The organism is Rhodococcus jostii NBRC 16295 (assembly GCF_001894825.1).
GTDB lineage: Bacteria > Actinomycetota > Actinomycetes > Mycobacteriales > Mycobacteriaceae > Rhodococcus_F > Rhodococcus_F jostii.
Genome location: NZ_BCWY01000003.1, coordinates 38,952 through 56,700, shown reverse-complemented (window position 1 = coordinate 56,700; position 17,749 = coordinate 38,952). Strand labels below are relative to the sequence as shown.

18 protein-coding genes are annotated in these 17,749 nt (G+C 69.2%); 11 read left to right on the top strand and 7 right to left on the bottom strand.

Annotated features, from left to right (window positions below):
• Positions 1-5 precede the first annotated feature (5 nt).
• The gene (locus tag RJ1_RS03010) at positions 6-791 is read right to left on the bottom strand and encodes a 2-keto-4-pentenoate hydratase (protein WP_073358417.1); all 786 of its coding nucleotides are present in this window, start codon (positions 789-791) and stop codon (positions 6-8) included.
• A gap of 148 nt (positions 792-939) precedes the next feature.
• On the opposite strand from RJ1_RS03010, the gene kstD reads away from it, so the two are divergent.
• The 3 genes from kstD (at position 940) to RJ1_RS02995 (ending at position 4,212) form a co-directional block, all read left to right on the top strand.
• A complete protein-coding gene (gene kstD, locus RJ1_RS03005; protein WP_083400729.1) occupies positions 940-2,658 on the top strand; it encodes a 3-oxosteroid 1-dehydrogenase in 1,719 nt (572 codons plus the stop codon).
• Entirely contained in the window at positions 2,648-3,514 is an 867-nt protein-coding gene (gene chsH3 / locus RJ1_RS03000; protein WP_073358415.1) for an enoyl-CoA hydratase ChsH3, read from the top strand. Before kstD ends, chsH3 begins: the two co-directional genes overlap by 11 nt.
• 170 nt (positions 3,515-3,684) lie before the next feature.
• On the top strand, positions 3,685-4,212 hold the full coding sequence (locus RJ1_RS02995; RefSeq protein ID WP_073358414.1) for an NlpC/P60 family protein: 528 nt from the start codon (positions 3,685-3,687) through the stop codon (positions 4,210-4,212).
• Here RJ1_RS02995 and RJ1_RS02990 read toward each other — a convergent pair.
• The 5 genes from RJ1_RS02990 to RJ1_RS02970 are packed head-to-tail and all read right to left on the bottom strand — an operon-like array spanning position 4,191 to position 8,155.
• Entirely contained in the window at positions 4,191-4,520 is a 330-nt protein-coding gene (locus RJ1_RS02990) for a hypothetical protein (protein WP_073358413.1), read from the bottom strand. The two genes, RJ1_RS02995 and RJ1_RS02990, sit on opposite strands and share 22 nt — an antisense overlap.
• A complete protein-coding gene (locus RJ1_RS02985) occupies positions 4,517-5,767 on the bottom strand; it encodes a DUF58 domain-containing protein (RefSeq protein WP_073358412.1) in 1,251 nt (416 codons plus the stop codon). Before RJ1_RS02985 ends, RJ1_RS02990 begins: the two co-directional genes overlap by 4 nt.
• Complete coding sequence (locus RJ1_RS02980) at positions 5,764-6,720, bottom strand: AAA family ATPase (protein ID WP_073358411.1); 957 nt, start codon at positions 6,718-6,720, stop codon at positions 5,764-5,766. The genes RJ1_RS02985 and RJ1_RS02980 overlap by 4 nt, the downstream gene beginning before the upstream one ends.
• A complete protein-coding gene (locus RJ1_RS02975; protein ID WP_073358410.1) occupies positions 6,717-7,199 on the bottom strand; it encodes a hypothetical protein in 483 nt (160 codons plus the stop codon). Before RJ1_RS02975 ends, RJ1_RS02980 begins: the two co-directional genes overlap by 4 nt.
• Complete coding sequence (locus RJ1_RS02970; RefSeq protein ID WP_073358409.1) at positions 7,181-8,155, bottom strand: DUF4129 domain-containing protein; 975 nt, start codon at positions 8,153-8,155, stop codon at positions 7,181-7,183. Before RJ1_RS02970 ends, RJ1_RS02975 begins: the two co-directional genes overlap by 19 nt.
• A gap of 115 nt (positions 8,156-8,270) precedes the next feature.
• On the opposite strand from RJ1_RS02970, the gene RJ1_RS02965 reads away from it, so the two are divergent.
• Positions 8,271-9,587: a TrpB-like pyridoxal phosphate-dependent enzyme gene (locus tag RJ1_RS02965; protein WP_073358408.1), complete on the top strand. Its 1,317-nt coding sequence runs from the start codon at positions 8,271-8,273 to the stop codon at positions 9,585-9,587.
• A gap of 45 nt (positions 9,588-9,632) precedes the next feature.
• On the opposite strand, the gene zapE is transcribed toward RJ1_RS02965, so the two are convergent.
• Complete coding sequence (gene zapE / locus RJ1_RS02960; protein ID WP_073358665.1) at positions 9,633-10,550, bottom strand: cell division protein ZapE; 918 nt, start codon at positions 10,548-10,550, stop codon at positions 9,633-9,635.
• Positions 10,551-10,628: 78 nt separating this feature from the next.
• On the opposite strand from zapE, the gene RJ1_RS02955 reads away from it, so the two are divergent.
• The 7 genes from RJ1_RS02955 to RJ1_RS02925 all read left to right on the top strand — a co-directional run bounded on the left by RJ1_RS02955 (position 10,629) and on the right by RJ1_RS02925 (position 17,746).
• Entirely contained in the window at positions 10,629-11,207 is a 579-nt protein-coding gene (locus RJ1_RS02955) for a TetR/AcrR family transcriptional regulator (RefSeq protein ID WP_073358407.1), read from the top strand.
• A 95-nt stretch (positions 11,208-11,302) separates the two neighbouring features.
• Positions 11,303-12,550: a DUF6986 family protein gene (locus RJ1_RS02950; protein ID WP_073358406.1), complete on the top strand. Its 1,248-nt coding sequence runs from the start codon at positions 11,303-11,305 to the stop codon at positions 12,548-12,550.
• Positions 12,551-12,639: 89 nt separating this feature from the next.
• On the top strand, positions 12,640-13,635 hold the full coding sequence (gene alc / locus RJ1_RS02945; protein ID WP_073358405.1) for an allantoicase: 996 nt from the start codon (positions 12,640-12,642) through the stop codon (positions 13,633-13,635).
• The gene (gene puuE, locus RJ1_RS02940; RefSeq protein ID WP_073358404.1) at positions 13,632-14,564 is read left to right on the top strand and encodes an allantoinase PuuE; all 933 of its coding nucleotides are present in this window, start codon (positions 13,632-13,634) and stop codon (positions 14,562-14,564) included. Before alc ends, puuE begins: the two co-directional genes overlap by 4 nt.
• A gap of 11 nt (positions 14,565-14,575) precedes the next feature.
• Positions 14,576-15,289 carry a GntR family transcriptional regulator gene (locus tag RJ1_RS02935; protein ID WP_073358403.1) on the top strand — a complete coding sequence of 238 codons (714 nt, stop codon included), beginning with the start codon at positions 14,576-14,578 and terminating at the stop codon, positions 15,287-15,289.
• Between the two features lie 177 nt (positions 15,290-15,466).
• On the top strand, positions 15,467-17,005 hold the full coding sequence (locus RJ1_RS02930; protein ID WP_073358402.1) for an NCS1 family nucleobase:cation symporter-1: 1,539 nt from the start codon (positions 15,467-15,469) through the stop codon (positions 17,003-17,005).
• Between the two features lie 12 nt (positions 17,006-17,017).
• Complete coding sequence (locus RJ1_RS02925) at positions 17,018-17,746, top strand: aspartate/glutamate racemase family protein (protein ID WP_073358401.1); 729 nt, start codon at positions 17,018-17,020, stop codon at positions 17,744-17,746.
• Positions 17,747-17,749 lie beyond the last annotated feature (3 nt).

Here is a 17,749-nt window from a genome sequence, read left to right as displayed (position 1 = left end):
CACTCCTACTTGAACTGCAGGGATACGGATCCGAGCCCACTGAACTCGGCACGGAAGTGGTCGCCCGGGTGAGCGTCGATGGCGCGGGTGCAGGAGCCGGGCAGCACGATGTCGCCGGCCTTCAACCGGACGCCGAAGCTCTCGACCTTCTGCGCGAGCCAGGCGACGGCCGTCACCGGGTTGCCGAGCACCGCGTCGCTGCGTCCCTCGGCCTTGATCTCGCCGTTGCTCGTCAGGACGGCGTCGATGGCCTTGATGTCGATGTCGGACGGCCGCACCCGGTTCGTGCCGAGCACGAAGCCGGCGGACGACGCGTTGTCGGCGATGGTGTCGGGCAGCGTGATCTTCCAATCGGTGATCCGGCTGTCGATCAGTTCGATGGACGGCGCGAACGCAGCAGTGGCGTCGAGGACGTCCTGTTCGGTGCAGCCGGCGCCGGGGAGGTCGGCGCCCAGCACGAACGCGACCTCGACCTCGACGCGCGGGAAGCAGAACCGGGAGGTGTCGACGGGTTGGTCTTCGAACACTTCCATGTCGGCGAGCAGGTGGCCGTAGTCGGGTTCGTCGACGCCCATCATCTGCTGCATGGCCAGGGACGACAGGCCGACCTTGTGCCCGACGACCTGCGCGCCGTCCTGCAGCCGGCGGCGGATGTTGACGAGCTGGATCTCGTAGGCGTCGACGACGTCGATGTCGGGATGGTCCGCGGTGAGGGGGCCGATGGGAGCGCGGCTGCGTTCCGCGGCGTCGAGCTGATTCGCCAACTCGGTGCGTAGTTGCGTCGAGAGCATGGTGTGAGGACCTTCCCTGGAGTTCGTTTGCGTGCGCACGCCCACCGGCTTTCACTGCAACGTGTTTCGTTCTTGTTTGTTGTCGTCAGTAATACTTCCTGGCAGAAAGGATGGACTGACAACCCCATCATTCTATAACGTGTTCTACATGAGCAAGCACGAATACGACATCGTGGTCGTCGGTAGCGGTGCCGGTGGTATGACCGCGGCCCTGACCGCGGCCCACAAGGGACTGAGCGTCGTCATCCTGGAAAAGGCACCGCACTTCGGCGGCTCCACCGCTCGCTCCGGCGGGGGCGTGTGGATCCCGAACAACGAGGCGCTGATCGCCGCGGGAGTCGACGACACCACCGACGCCGCACGCACCTACCTGCACAGCATCATCGGCGACGTCGTCCCGAAGGACCGCATCGACGCCTACATCGACCGCGGCCCCGAGATGCTGTCGTTCGTGCTGAAGAACAGCCCGCTGAAGCTGCAGTGGGTGCCCGAATACTCCGACTACTACCCCGAGGCCCCCGGCGGCCGGCTGGGCGGACGGTCCGTCGAGCCGACACCGTTCGACGGCCGGAAGCTCGGCGCCGACCTCGCGAAGCTCGAGCCCGACTACGTCAAGGCCCCGTCGAACTTCGTGATCACCCAGGCCGACTACCGCTGGCTGAACCTCTTGATGCGCAACCCGCGTGGTCCGCTGCGCGCCGCCCGGGTCGGGCTCCGATTCCTGGGCGCCAAACTCACCGGCAAGCGGTTGCTCGTCCGCGGTCAGGCGCTCGTCGCGGGACTGCAGGCCGGGTTGAAGGCGGCCGGCGTCCCGATCCTGCTCGACACCCCGCTCACCGACCTGTACGTGGTGGACGGCGTGGTCCGCGGGGTCAACGCCACGGTCGACGGGCAGCCGCAGGTGTTCCGGGCGCGCCGCGGCGTGGTGATCGCGTCGGGCGGATTCGAGCACAACGACGAGGCCCGCAAGAAGTATCAGCGCGCCCCGATCGGCACCGAGTGGACCGTCGGAGCCAAGGCCAACACCGGCGACGGCATCTGGGCGGGTGAAAAGCTCGGCGCTGCGCTCGATCTGATGGAGGACGCCTGGTGGGGTCCGTCGATCCCGCTCACCGGCGGCCCGTGGTTCGCACTGTCCGAGCGGAGCCTGCCCGGCTGCATCATGATCAACGAATCCGGCAAGCGTTTCGTCAACGAGTCCGCACCGTACGTCGAGGCGACGCACGCGATGTACGGCGGCACCTACGGACAGGGCGACGGACCCGGCGAGAACGTTCCGTGCTGGCTCGTCCTCGACCAGCGTTACCGCGACCGGTACGCGTTCGCCGGAGTCACCCCGCGCTCCCCGTTCCCGGGTCGGTGGCTGAAGGCCGGCGTCATCGTCAAGGCCGGCACCGTCGCCGAACTCGCCGAGAAGATCGGTGTCCCGGTCGACGCGCTCACCGAAACGGTCTCGCGTTTCAACACTTTCGCCCGGAACGGCAAGGACGACGACTTCGGCCGTGGTGAGAGCGGGTACGACCATTACTACGGGGATCCCCGCAACAAACCGAACCCGAGCCTCGGCGTTCTCGAGAAGGCGCCGTTCTTCGCCGTCAAGATGGTCCCGGGCGACCTCGGCACCAAGGGCGGTCTCCGCACCGACAGGAACGCGCGTGTCCTCCGGACGGACGGCAGCACCATCGAGAACCTCTACGCTGTGGGCAATGCCAGCGGCCCGGTGATGGGCCACACCTACGCGGGCCCCGGCGCGACCATCGGTCCCGCGATGACGTTCGGTTATCTCGCGGTTCTCGATATTCTCGCGAAGTCCGCCCGGACCGACTCGCCGACGTCACTCACCGGAGACACCACCAATGCCCATTGATCCGAACATCGCCGTCGGGGCCGAACTGCCCACCCAGGAGTTCTCCTGGACCAGTTCCGACGTGCAGCACTACCACCTCGCCCTCGGCGCCGGGTCGCGTCCGCTCGACGAGAGGGAATTGCGGTACCTGACCGACGGGACGCCGCAGGTGCTTCCCACATTCGCGACGGTCGCCGCGAATTTCCATGCCACCGAGGCGCCGAGCGTGTCGTTCCCGGGAGTCGAGATCGACCTGGCCAAAGTGGTGCACGGCAGCCAGGAAGTGACCGTGCACCGGCCGATTCCCCCGGAGGGCAAGGCCCGCACCACCACACGCATCGCCGAGGTGTGGGACAAGGGCAAAGCCGCCGTCATCGTGCAGGAATCGACCACCACCGACCTCGACGGCACTCCCCTGTGGACGGGTCGCTCGTCCATCTTCGCCCGAGGTGAAGGGGGTTTCGGTGGTGAGCGCGGACCGTCCCAGTCCATCACGTTGCCCGACCGTCCGGCCGACGCCGAGGTCGACTCCCCCGTGCTACCGCAGCAGGCGCTGATGTACCGGATGTGCGGCGACCGCAACCCGCTGCATTCCGACCCGAAGTTCGCTTCCGCCGCAGGGTTTCCCGCACCGATTCTGCACGGCCTCTGCACCTACGGAATGGTGTGCAAGGCCGCGGTGGACACGGTCCTCGACGCGGACGCGTCGCAGGTAGCGGGGTTCCGGGTCCGGTTCGCGGGCGTGGTTTTTCCGGGCGAGACGCTTCACACGCGGATCTGGAAGGAAGAGGGCAGACTCCTCATCTCCGCCACGGTTCCCGAGCGTGACTATGCGCCGGCACTGGCCGACGTGGTGCTGACCCTGACGCAGGAGTGACAGCTACCGACATTTGACCGAATCTGCCCAGTTCGGACGGATATTCGCGAATGTCAGGCACGATGCCGCAACACTTTGTACGCTTTCCGTGATCTCATCGAGGCGTGTGCACCGATGGTCGGGGCGGTTCCACGGCTCTCACGAGCAGTAGCGAACAAAGGGGGGACGTCGTGTCCCAGCGCAGACCTCTCCGTCCCGTGCGGCGTGCGGCCGTTGCCGGTGCTCTCGCGTTCTGCGCGACCGCGCTGGTCGCGCTTCCCGCCAACGCCGCACCGGTGGCAGGCAGTTCCGACAGCGGCAGCACCGGCGGCAGTTCGATGGGTTCTTCCGTTCTCCCGACGCCCATTCCCACGCCGACCGGGCTGGCCGCGCTCGCGGCGGCAACCACCCAGACGGGCAAGCCTTATCTGTGGGGTGGGACGGGCCCGGACGCGTGGGACTGCTCGGGTCTGGTGCAGTGGGCATTCCGGCAGGCAGGCGTGAATTTGCCCCGCACCACGTGGGAGCAGGCCGAGGTCGGCGCCCCCATTCCGCTGTGGGCGTTGGCCCCCGGCGACATCGTGGTGCTCAACCCGGACGCGTCGCACATCGGTATCTACGCGGGCTTCGGTCAGGTCTTCAACGCGTACGGACGCGGCGTGCCGGTGGGTCTGGCGCCGCTGTCGCAGTTCCACATCTACAGCATCCGCCGGTTCTGACTTTCGGCCGACCTGCGGTTGCCGACGTACGGCCACACCGCGACGACGAACAGCACCACCACCGCAACCGGTCCGAGCAGCGACGACCATGCCGGTCCGTCCGGGAGTGTCGCCGCCAGACTCGCGGCCGCGCCGGCAACGACCGCGCCCAGCAGTAGCCTCGGGACGCCCGGCGCGAGACCGGTGTACGCGACGAGCAGCAGTCCCGTCGCCGCGACACCGGCGGCGGCCGCCGCGACCGCGGACGCATTGCCCAGAACGAGCGCGATCAACGCGCCCTGCACGACGAGCACCGCACCCCATCTCATCGGAACGCCGCCGAGGGCCTGCGGGCACGATCGGCCAGCGCGAGCGCGAGATCCAGCGCCGAATCGTCCTCCCACGCCACCACCGGGACACCGAGAACGCCCATGTTCCGGTACATGTTCCGGCGTTCGAGCCGCCACATCCGGGCGGTCATCGGGTCGAGTTCGTGTTCGAACGGGGGGCCGCGGAGCACGTCGACGGCCACGACGACATGCCCGCGTCGCCTCAACTCCAGCAGCGACAGCGCGAAATTGGTGTCCAGCATGGTGGAGAACGCGATGACGACGGCCCTCGGCGGCAGCGCGACCCGGGGCACAAGGGTGCCCTCGGAGGCGCCGCCGCCGACCTCGGATTCGGTGGCGCCGGCCTCGGAGTCGAGGACGGTGTCGAGGATCCGGTAAAACTGCCTGCGCCCGATGTCGGCGCCGAGCCACCGCAGCCGAAGCCCGCTGGCGACAACCCCGGCCCGGTCGCCGCGCTGCAACGCCGCCTGCACCACCTGCGTCGCCCCGCGGACGGTCCGGTGCAGGCTCTCCGACGCGGGTCCCGGCGCCTGCGGGGTGGTGTCGAGGACGGCGACGACGTCGGCGGCGCGGTCCATGATCCGTTCGGTCACGTGTAGCCGGCCGCGGCGGGCACTCACGGGCCAGTTGACGCTGCGCAGCGGATCGCCGGGGGCGTGCGGCCGGATGTCGCCGAACTCGACGCCGGAACCGAATCGGCGGGTGCGGTGCGCGCCGATGCGGTCCGGAAGCGGGGCATGTGGAAGTGGCGTCGGCATCGGCGGTGCGAGCGGAAAGATCCGCAGTTCGGCGACGGGGACCCGCGCCGTCGCCGTCAGCAGACCGCCGCCGGCGCGGGCCGTGACGATCAGGGTGGGTTCGTACCGACCCCATCGGTCCGCCGACAGCTGATAGTCGCCGTCGCCGACCTGCTCGACCGTGTAGTTGTCGGACGGCGCCGGTGTCACCGCGAGTTCGGCCGCGCCGCCGCACGTCACCACGTGCGCCGTGAACCGCACGGACTCGGATTCGAAACACCGCAGCATGCGTCCCGACGTGTCGGCGCGGACGCCGGTGGCCGGTCGTGGCAGCCACGTCACCGAACCGAGCGCGCCCAGCATCGGGGCGGCGAACACCACCACTTCCCACCAGCGCCCCACGACCCCCGCGGTCAGTGCCACGGCCGCGCAGGTCGCCAGCGCGAGGGCTGCCGGCGACGCCCGCCACGCCAGCGTGCGCTCCGTCATCGTGCCCTCGGCGCCGGGAGGCGGCGCAGCAGTTCCGCGAGGACGTCGTCGCTCCGGATGCGGCGCACCCACATCTCCGGGCGCAGGCTGATGCGGTGCGCGACAGCGGGAACGGCCAGCGCCTTGATGTCCTCGGGAATGACGAAGTCGCGGCCGGCGAGGAGGGCGCGGGCCCGCGCCAGCTGGACGAGGTCGAGTTCCGCTCGGGGGCTTGCCCCCACCTCGACCTGCGGGTGATGGCGGGTGGCGTTCGCGAGCGCGACGACATACCCGAGTACGTCGTGATGGACACTGACCTGCTCGAGCGATTCGCGCATCGCCAGGAGGTCGGCGGCGTCGACCACCTGCTCAATCACGACGGGTGCCGATCCCCGATCGAGCCGCCGACGCAGCATCTCGTGCTCGTCGTTCTCGGTGAGATACCCGAGTCGCAGTCGGAGCGCGAACCGGTCCAGCTGGGCCTCGGGTAGCGGGTACGTGCCCTCGTACTCGATGGGATTGTCGGTGGCGAGCACGACGAACGGACGCGGCAGCATGCGGGTGGTGCCGTCGACGCTGACCTGTCCCTCCGCCATCGCCTCGAGCAGCGCCGCCTGGGTCTTGGGTGGGGTGCGGTTGATCTCGTCGGCGAGGAGCAGATTCGTGAAGATCGGTCCCGGACGAAACTCGAAGCGACCCGACGGCATGTCGTAGATGGTGGCGCCGAGCAGGTCGGCCGGCAGCAGATCGGGGGTGAACTGGACCCGGGTGAAGTCGAGCCCGAGAGCGGCAGCGAAAGTTCGCGCCACCAACGTCTTTCCCAGCCCGGGCAGATCCTCGATGAGCACGTGCCCGCCCGCCAGCACCGCGATCAGGATCGACGTGAGTTCGTCGTGCTTGCCGACCACCGCCCGTTCGACCTCCGCCAGCACCGCGTGGGCGCGCGCGGTGGTGATCTCGGCGGGCATCGTCACAGCAGCTCCAGTCGTTGCAGGATCCGGTCGAGCACGTCGCGGCCCGGGCCGGGTGCGGTCCGATCGGTGCGCTGAATGCCGTCGGGATCGACCCACCGCCACAGGTCGCCGAAGAACACCTCGCCCGCTGCCGCGGTGTCGGCCGGGTCGAGCCCCGGCCGCTGTCCGGTCGACTGCTGGAATTCGCGCGCGAGGAGCGGGCGCAGATGGTGGTCCCAGTCGCCGCGTGTGCCGTCGGCCCAGCTGATCAGCGTTTCGGTCCGCGCCACCCAGCGGGCCATCGCCTCGGCCCGTTCCGCCTCCACACCCGACGGTAGGTCGTCCGGTTCCGCGGGTGTGAGGCGCCGTCGAATCTCGAAGAGCACCAGGGCGGTCACAATTCCCGCGACCAGCACGGCCGCGCTGTACCGACCGGCCGCCACCAGCGGGACCTCCACGGCCAGCACTGCCCCGACACCGACTACTGCGACGGCGAACACGAGTCGCTCCCGAGGTCGCCCCGCACCCGCCTGAGCAGATTCGCGGCCTCGTCGCGGTGGCGTTCGCCCATCGGATGCAGGCTGAACCTCGCCTCGGAGAAGAGGCGCACGAGCGGCGCCGCGGCCTCGAATCGCAGGACGCCGAGTTGCACTGCACGGGCCAGCACTTCGGACGGTGTGTCCGAGTCCCGTGGCTCGGCGCCCGGGGCTCCGCGCAGCGCATCTTCCATCGCGGCGTAGCTGGCGATGATGGCCTCGCGCGGCGGCAGATTCGGGACGACGACCACCGCGAGCCCTTCCTCCGCCGCCCGGGCCAACGACTGCGAGGTGCCCGGGACGTCGGCGGAACGCGCCGAGGTCCAGGCACCGGCCCGGGCCTGGAGCGGGCGCCGCGCCACGGCACCGAGGATCAGTAGCGTCACCAGCATCGGCCCGACAATCGCTGCCGCGGTCCACAATTCCGTGAGGTCCTCGCGGTTCGCGTCGACGTCGCCGGGCGGTGGATTCGTCTCGGCGGGCACGACCGTGTCGGTTCGATCGGCGCTGTCGTCGGCGGTCGGGTTCGCCGGGGACCGCGGCTGGTCCAGTGGGTCGTCGCCACCGACGGATCCGGCGACGAGCACCGTTGCCACCAGGAGGGCAGCGAACGCCGCCCACCCGACGATGTGCCGACGCGATACCGAGGCTCCGGTGCTTCCGGTGGGACCCATGGTCGGCGAATCGGGGGCGACGCGTGGCCGACCGCCGCGGATGGCCGACGCGAGTGCCACGGCCGCGACGACGACGGCGGTCGCCGAGAGGACGACCAGGGCCCGCGTTGCCCCGGCGCCGGGCTCCGTCGGTGTGGCGGGGGTGTCGGGCGCGGGGACCACCCTCGCCGCAAAGGTGACCGTCACGACGGCCGCCAGCAGGGCGACCGTGTGGACGACCCTGCTTCTCACCCGACGGTCCGGCATCCTCACTCCCGAGTTGCCCTTCCATCGTGACACGCGGGGACCGGGAAAATCACCCGTTCACGGCAGCAGACAGCGCAGCATGTTCCGGACGCACCCATCCACGAAGGAGAGTTACTTGACCACGTCCCCGGTAACCGGAGCCGAACTCGCTCGATCGCTGGAACCTCTGGGGGTTACGGTTCCCTCGGCCGTACCCACCCATTGGTACAACCTCGCAGCCGATCTTCCGGAACCTGTTCCGCCGCATCTGCATCCCGGCACCCGGGAGCCGCTGGGCCCGGAGGACCTGGCGCCGCTGTTTCCCGCGAGCCTCATCGAGCAGGAAGTCGCGACCGATCGCTACATCGAGATCCCCGACACGGTCCGTGAGATCTACGGCACGTGGCGTCCGTCGCCGCTGGTGCGCGCGCACCGGCTCGAACGGGTCCTCGGCACCCCCGCACGGATCTACTACAAGTACGAGGGTGTGAGCCCGGTCGGCTCGCACAAGCCGAATACGGCTGTCGCGCAGGCGTACTACAACGCCCTCGAGGGCACCACCAAACTGACCACCGAGACCGGTGCGGGCCAGTGGGGCGCGTCGCTGTCGTTCGCCGGCGCTCTGCTCGGTCTCGAGGTGGAGGTGTGGCAGGTTCGGGCCTCGTTCGACGCGAAGCCCTACCGCCGACTGCAGATGGAGGCCTACGGCGGCATCTGCCATCCGTCGCCGTCCGACCTCACCGAGGCTGGTCGGGCGATTCTCGCCGAGCACCCCGACACCACCGGTTCGCTGGGTATGGCGATCAGCGAGGCCGTCGAGGTGGCCGCAGGCGACCCCCGCGCGCACTACTCACTGGGCAGCGTCCTCAACCACGTCATGCTCCACCAGACCGTGATCGGCCAGGAAGCCCTGGCGCAGCTGGAGGAAGCCGGCGAGCCCGTGGCGCACACGGTATTCGGTTGCGCCGGTGGCGGTTCCAATCTCGCCGGCCTGACCTTCCCGTTCCTCGGCCGCAACTTGCGCGAGGGAACGACCACCCGCCTCGTCGCCTGCGAGCCGGCGGCCTGCCCCTCGCTCACGCAGGGGGAATACCGCTACGACTTCGGCGACGTCGCGGGCCTGACTCCGCTGCTGAAGATGTACACGCTGGGCAACGACTTCGTTCCGCCCGCGATCCACGCGGGTGGCCTGCGGTACCACGGCATGTCGCCGATGGTCTCGCACGCCGTCGCCCTCGGCCTGATGGAGGCCACCGCGATCGAACAGGACGACGCCCTCACCGCGGGCCTGCTCTTCGCCCGCGCCGAAGGCATCATCCCCGCGCCGGAATCCACCCACGCCGTGGCCGCCGCCATCGCGCATGCGCGCACGGTCACCGATCCGGAGGTCGTGGTCATCGGACTGTCCGGCAACGGTCAGCTGGACCTGCCCGCGTACAGCAAGTACGTCTGATCGATGCGCCGCCGCCGGGCAGACCTCGGGGTCTGCCCGGCGCGGTCATCGTTGCAGCGTCGACAACCGGCTCACCAGGCGGTCGACGTCGAGCGTGCCCTCGAGCCCGGCGAACAGGTCCTCCCACAGCGCGTCCGCCACGACGGTCAGCGGTGTCTCCCTGTCGTACAACACGTCGACGACGTTCGCGAAGCGTCGCACGGTCTCCGCGCCCACCTCTCGTAGTCGGGGCACACCGCTGATCACCCAGCACGGGAACCGTGCCGACAGGTCGAGGTAGTCGGCGGGTGCGGTCGGGGTGTCGCACAGCGCCGAGAAGTCGAACCACACGGTCCGGTCACGTACCGCCGACGCCGTCACGGTGCGCGTGCCGACGGGCAGCGTGACGCGTTCGCGGAGGTCCGGACCCTCGATCTCGGCGGCGCCGGCGAACCGTCCGAGCGAGAACCCGGTTTCCGACGTGGTCACCGTGCGGTAGTCGACCGGTCCCGCGACCCGCACCACCGTCAGATTCCGTTCCAGGACGGTGATCGTCGGCGCGAACAGGTGATGGAACAGCGGGTTGGGCAGCAGCCCATCGGGCGGGTAGTTCGAGGTGGCCACCAGCGTGATCCCGCGGGCGAACAGTGCCGTCAGCAGCCGCGCCACCAGCATCGCGTCCCCGACGTCGTGGAGGTGGAACTCGTCGAAGCACAGCAGCCGGACGTCGCCGAGCGCCGCGTCGATCGCGAGGTCGATGGACCCCAGATCGTGCGCGTCCGCGTGGAGCTTTCGGAAGAAGTCGTGGAAGTGCACCCGGCGCTTCGGTCCCGGCGCCGAACGTTGGAAGCCGTCCATCAACCAGGTCTTGCCTCGGCCGACGGGTCCCCACAGGTAGACGCCACGAACCCCGGACCGACCCTCCGCCAGGCCGTCGGCGGTCTCGTGCAGGACGGCCGCGGCAACACGCTGCGCGTCGTCCAACAGAACCTCTACATCCATAGAGGAGACACTACGAATGTAGAGTCATCGGCGACAACCCGATGTGAGGAGGTAGACACCGTGCCCGAGCGGCGTGAGCAGATAGCCGACGCGGCGATCACGATCATCGCCCACGACGGCATGCGCGCCCTGACGCACCGGGCCGTCGACCGCGAACTGGGTCTGCCGGGCGGATCGACGTCGTACTACTTCCGGACCCGGCGTGCGCTCGTCGAATCCGCGGTACGCCGGCTCACCGAACGCTCGCGGCGGGACTTCGAGAACACCGCACCCCCTCCCGGGGACCTGTCTTCCCTGGCCGAGGACGTGGCCCGGTCGCTCGACCGGTTGCTGCACACCCGCCGCGACGACCTGATCGCGCGGCACGCGCTCACCGTCGAACTGTCCGGCGACGCCGAACTGCATGCGCTGCTCGCGACCTGCCTGTTCTCCCGCGTCCACGCCGCCGAACTGTTCGACGCCCTCGGTGTCGCCGACCCCTACAGCGCGGGCGCCGACTTCGTCAGCGTCGTCGAAGGCCTGGTCTTCGACCGTTTCATGGGCGCCCGATCGCTCGACGGAATCGAGCCGGGCACCGAGCGCAGCGTGCAGCAGCTGATGCGCGCCGTCGAGTCGTATCTGCGCGGCGCGACCGCCTGACCGGAGGTCACCGCGGTGCGGTCGGAGCAGACCGAGATGACATCGGGCGAAGCCCGTGGACGACGGGAATCCCGCACTTCTGCCAAGATCGTGGCGTGAACCCCCAGTACCTCAGCCGTCTCCCCGACAGCGGTTTCGACCGCGTCGACGCACTGCTCGCCCCGGTCGACACCGACCTCACGGCGGCCTTTCCGGGTGATCGGCAGCAGCCGCAGCCCATCCACACCGTCTACGTGAGCGCCGCGGACGCCGGACCGGACACCCCGCGGGTGTGGGGGGAGCAGGCTGTCGCGCTGCTGGACCGGCACGCCGACGCGCTGTCCGAAATCGGCACGACCGGTGCGCTTCCCGACGTCCGCGCGATGCTCGAAACTCGTCCGGTCATGGATCTGCGGATCGATTTCGAGGACGGCTTCGGCTGGCGGAGCGACGACGTCGAGGACGCGGCCGCGCTGGAGGCGGGCCGCACACTGCGTAGGCTCTCCGCCGACCCGTCCGGGCCGCGGTCGCTGGGGATCCGGGCCAAGGGCCTGGCCCCGCACGAGCGCCGGCGCGGGATCCGCACCCTCGAACTCGTCCTCGAAGGTGCGGGTGGGGTTCCCGACGGCTTCGTGTTCACCGTCCCGAAACTACGTGCAGCCCAGCAGGTCACCGCCGTCGTCGCGTTGTGCGAGGAGCTCGAGCGCGCGTACGGGCTCCCCGACAGGTCGCTGCTCTTCGAGTTGCAGATCGAGAGCCCGCAGGCCGTGCTCGGGCCGGACGGCACCGTCACCGTCGCGAAGGCCATCCAACTCGCCGACGGTCGCTGCACCGGATTGCACTACGGCACTTACGACTACAGTGCGGCCTGCGGGATCGCCTCGCGGTTCCAGTCGCTCGAGCACCCGGTCGCGGATCACGCGAAGTCCGTGATGCTGGTGGCGGCGGCGCAAACCGGGGTGTGGGTGTGCGACGGCTCCACCCAGGTCGTCCCGCAGGGCAGTGACGACGAGATCCGCGCCGCCCTCACAAGGCACTACCGGCTCGTCACCCGTTCGCTCGAACGCGGGTACTACCAGGGCTGGGACATGCATCCGGGGCACCTGATCACCCGCTGGCTCGCGACGTTCGACTTCTACCGCGACGCGCTGCCCGCCGCGGCCACCCGGTTGCAGGCCTACCTCGACCGCCAGGGTGGCGGGGTGATGGACGAACCGGCCACCGCACAGGCGCTCGCGACGGTGGTCCTGCGCGGACTGGCGTGTGGCGCGTTCGACGAGGCGGCCGTGCTCGCCCAGGCACCGAGCTGCGACGCCGGCACCCTCCGCGACGTCCTCTCGCGCACGGTGGTTCCGGAGCCCTGAGCCCCGCACGTCCCGGCTCGCGGTCGGCGCCGCGCGCCCCGAACTCCCCTACACTTGCCCCACGCCCGATCAGGAGGTAGCCGCACACCGTGTCCCCGAACACCCCGACCACACCCGATTTCCGCAGTCTCCCGGACTTGGCCGTACGCACCCTCGGCGGCGCCGTCGTCTGGGCCAACGACGAGTTGTTCGCCGAGCGTGAGAACCTCATCCGCCCGACGGCCGCCGTGTACCAGCCGGCCACGTTCGGCCACAAGGGTCAGGTGTACGACGGCTGGGAGACCCGGCGTCGTCGGGTGGCCGGCAGCGACGAGGCGATCGTCCGGCTCGGTGTTCCCGGCGTGGTGCGCGGCGTCGTCGTCGACACCGCGTGGTTCAAGGGCAACTACCCGCCGGAGATCTCGGTGGAGGCCGCGTCCGTCGAGGGCTACCCGTCCGCCGAGGAACTGGTCGGCGCCGACTGGACCACGATCGTCGAGCGCAGCCCCGTTCAGGGCGACACCGAGAATCCGTTCGCGGTCGACTCCGACCGGCGGTGGACGCACGTGAAGCTCACGATGCACCCGGACGGCGGTGTCGCCCGGTTGCGGGTGCACGGCGAGGGTCGTCCCGACCCCCGGTTCCTCGACGCGGGCCCGGTCGATCTCGCGGCGCTCGAGAACGGCGCCCGAGTCACGTCCTGCTCCAACATGTTCTACGGGTCGCCGCAGAACATGCTGCTCCCCGGTCTCGCCCGGGTGATGGGCGACGGCTGGGAGACGTCCCGCCGGCGCGACGACGACAACGACTGGGTCGAGATCCGCCTCGCCGCCCAGGGCACCGTGTCGCTGGTCGAGATCGACACCTCCTACTTCCTGGGCAACGCCCCGGGTGAGGCGAGCCTCCTCGGACGGGACGGCGACGGCGAGTGGACGGAATTGTTCCCGCGGACACGTCTGCAGCCCGACACGAGGCACCGATTCGTCCTCGACGGTGATCGGCCCGTCACGGACGCCCGGCTCGACATCTTCCCGGACGGCGGCATGGCGCGGTTGCGGTTGTGGGGTTCCCTGACCGAGGCGGGTCGGGAAGGGTTGACGGTATGACCCACGGTTTCGATACCAGCTATCCCCGTGACCTGGTCGGATACGGGCCGCACCCGCCCGATCCGCAGTGGCCGGGGGGCGCGAAGATCGCCGTCCAGTTCGTCCTCAACTACGAGGAGGGCGCCGAGAACAACGTGCTCCACGGCGACGAGGCGTCGGAGACGTTCCTGTCCGAGATGGTGGGGGCGCAGTCGTTCCCGAACCGGCACATGAGCATGGAATCGATCTACGAATACGGATCCCGCGCCGGCCTGTGGCGCGTGCTCCGGGCGTTCGAGCGCCGAGGGCTGCCGCTCACGATCTTCGCGGTGGCCAAGGCGATGCAGCGGAACCCGGAGGCCGTCAGCGCGTTTCGTGAACTCGGTCACGAGATCGCCTGCCACGGCCTGTGGTGGAAGTCGTACCAACTCTCCGACGAGGACGCCGAACGCAGGGACCTGGCCGAGGCAGTGGAGATCCTGCGGGACCTCACCGGCGAGGCGCCGCTGGGCTGGTACACCGGCCGCGACTCCCCGCTCACCCGGCAACTGGTGGTCGAGCACGGCGGCTTCGAGTACGACTCCGATTCGTACGCCGACGACCTGCCCTACTGGGTGAAGGTTGACGCCCCCGGGAAGGGTCTCGTCGACCACCTGGTGGTCCCGTACACCCTCGACACGAACGACATGCGGTTCGCGTCGCCCGGCGGTTTCCCGAGCGGCGAGCAGTTCTTCGCGCACCTGCGGGACGCGTTCGACGTCCTGTACGCGGAGGGAACGGCCGGGGCACCGAAGATGCTGTCCGTGGGTCTGCACTGCCGCATCGTCGGCAGACCCGCCCGCACCGCGGCGCTCGAGCGTTTCCTCGACCACGTGCAGTCGCACGACGACGTCTGGGTCGCCCGGCGCATCGAGATCGCCCGCCACTGGCGCGACACACACCCCGCCTGAGGACGGTCCCGATGCCACCGCGCCGACCGTCGATGCTGGTCACGAACCTGGCCAACCGGGATCCCGGCAGTTCCCAGACCGTGATCCTCGAGGAACTGCGCCGGGTGATCCTCAGCGGCGGCGCCCCGCCCGGCACGCCGATCCCGGTCGACGAGGTGGCCGAGCATTTCGGTGTCAGCCGGATCCCGATCCGGGAGTCGCTGAAGACGCTGATCGGCGAAGGCCTGGTCGATCACCGGGCCAACGCCGGGTACACGGTCGCCCGGCTCACCGTCGACGAACTCGAGGAGCTCTACCTGGTGCGGGGCGTCCTCGAGTCGGCGGCGCACTCCGTGGCGATCACCCTCGCCGACCAGGCGGACGACGCCCGCGCGAGGGAGGCGTACGAGGCCCTCGACCGCTCGGTTCTCGAGGACGACCTGACCGCGTACCACCGCGAGAGCCGCAACTTCCACCTCGCTCTGGCGTCGCCGTGCCGGATGCAGCGGCTCCTGCACATGTTCGAGGCGGCATGGAACATCACCGAACCGGTGCAGCCGATGTCGCAGGTCGGGACCCCGGAGCGGCTGCGGCTCCACCTCGGGCACCGCGACATGCTCGCGGCGTTCCTCGCCCGTGACGCCGCGGCCCTGAAGGCGGCCACCGATCGGCACAACGAACAACTCGACACGGTGATCGCCGCGCTGCCCACGGACACCGGAATCTTCCGGGACACGCCCGGTTAGACCCCCGGCAAGATATATTCTCGGCTCGACCGAGCGCCGCTGAGAATATATCTTCGCTGTCACAACCAGGAAATATCCGAAAACTACTTTTGCTCCCAGCGCTTCGGTGGTGTGCTTTTCACCGAGGCACCCTTACGTCGACGCAGTCATCTCCGGACTGCACCAGGGAGCAAAACGATGACTCAGACAGCGCCCTCCTCCGAAGGGGGAACCGTCCCCGGTGCACACCTGGCCGGCGCGGGGCTCATCAAGCCCGGCTATCACCCGCGACTGACCAACGACGACCTCGCGCCGCTGAAGACGCAGTCGTGGTCTTCGTACAACATCTTCGCGTTCTGGATGTCCGACGTGCACAGCGTCGGCGGGTACGTGACCGCGGGCAGCCTGTTCGCGCTCGGCCTGACGAGTTGGCAGGTTCTCGTCGCCCTGGTGGTCGGTATCGCGATCGTCAACGTGTTCGCGAACCTGGTGGCCAAGCCCAGCCAGGTCACCGGCGTTCCGTACCCGGTCATGTGCCGCAGCGCTTTCGGCGTTCTGGGTGCCAACGTGCCTGCCATCATCCGTGGACTCATCGCGGTGGCGTGGTACGGAATCCAGACCTACCTGGCGTCGCACGCGTTCGTGATCCTCGGTCTGAAGATCTGGCCGGGCCTGGCACCGTGGGCGGACGTGCACGAGCACGGATTCCTCGGGCTGTCGGCGCTCGGCTGGGCCGGATTCATGACGATGTGGGTGCTGCAGGCGCTGGTGTTCTGGCGCGGCATGGAGAGCATCCGCAAGTTCATCGACTTCTGCGGCCCCGCGGTCTACGTGGTGATGATGATGCTCGCGATCTACCTGATCAGCGAGGCCGGCTGGTCGAACATCAGCCTGAACCTCGGCGAGGTCAACTACACCGGCTGGTCGGCCGTGCCCGTGGTGCTGGGCGCGATCGCCCTTGTCGTGTCGTACTTCTCGGGCCCGATGCTCAACTTCGGCGACTTCTCCCGGTACGGCAAGACGTTCGCCGCGGTGAAGCGCGGCAACTTCCTCGGCCTCCCGGTCAACTTCCTGTTCTTCTCGATCCTCACCGTCGTCACCGCCTCCGCGACCCTGCCCGTGTACGGGCGCCTGATCACCGATCCGGTCGAGACGGTGGCGCAGATGGACAACCTGTTCGCCGTGGTGCTCGGCCTGCTCACCTTCATCGTCGCGACCATCGGCATCAACATCGTCGCCAACTTCGTCTCCCCGGCGTTCGACTTCTCCCACGTCAGCCCGCAGCGGATCAGCTGGCGGACCGGCGGGATGATCGCCGCCGTCGGATCCGTCCTGATCACGCCGTGGAATCTGTACAACAATCCCGAGGTGATTCACTACACGCTCGAGACGCTGGGCGCGTTCATCGGCCCGCTGTTCGGCATCCTCATCGCGGACTACTACCTGGTGCGCAGGCAGCGGGTGATCGTCGACGACATGTTCACCATGTCCGAGGGCGGAACATACTGGTACAAGAAGGGTTACAACCCGGCCGCGATCATCTCCACCGTCGTCGGAGCGCTGGTCGCCGTCGTGCCCGTCGTCTTCAAGGCGCAGCCGTTCGGACTCGACGTGTGGGGCATGGCGGGCGCTGCCCAGTACTCGTGGTTCCTGGGCATGGGCGTCGGATTCACCTGCTATCTCCTGTTGTCCGCCGGCGCCCGTCGCGCGAATCGCGCGGCCCCGATCGAAGCGTAGGTTCGAAACATCGTGCTCATCAAGGTCGTCAATCCCAACACCACGCAGTCGATGACCGACAAGATCGGCGACTGCGCCCGCTCCGTCGCGGGCCTCGGGACGCTCGTCGAGGCGGTGAGCCCGACGATGGGTCCCGCGTCGATCGAGAGTCACTACGACGAAGCGCTCAGCGTCCCCGGGCTTCTCGAGGAGATCGCCCGCGGCGAGGAGGCGGGGGTGGACGGTTACGTGATCGCCTGTTTCGGCGACCCGGGCCTCGACGCGGCCCGTGAACTGGCGTCCGGACCCGTGCTCGGAATCGCGGAGGCGGCCATGCACGCCGCGAGCTTCCTCGGGCGCGGGTTCAGCGTCGTCACGACGCTGGGACGCACCCGGGGACGGGCGTGGGAACTGGCCGAACGGTATGGCATGCAACGCTTCTGCCTCGGCGTACACGCGTGCGAGATCGCGGTCCTCGACCTCGACCGCGACCCCGATGCCGTGAAGGTGATCACCGAAGCGTGCCGGGTCGCCCTCGACGAGGACGGTTCGGACGCGATCGTGCTGGGCTGCGCGGGCATGGCTGACCTGTGCGCCGTCATCTCGGCGGAACTCGGGGTGCCCGTGGTCGACGGTGTGGCGGCGGCCACCCTCATGGTGCAGTCCCTCGTGACGCTCGGTCTCCGGACCGGTGCGCGCGGAGAGTTCGCGCCTCCCCTGCCCAAGGCGTACACCGGACTGCTCGAGGGGTTCGGTCGCTGAGCG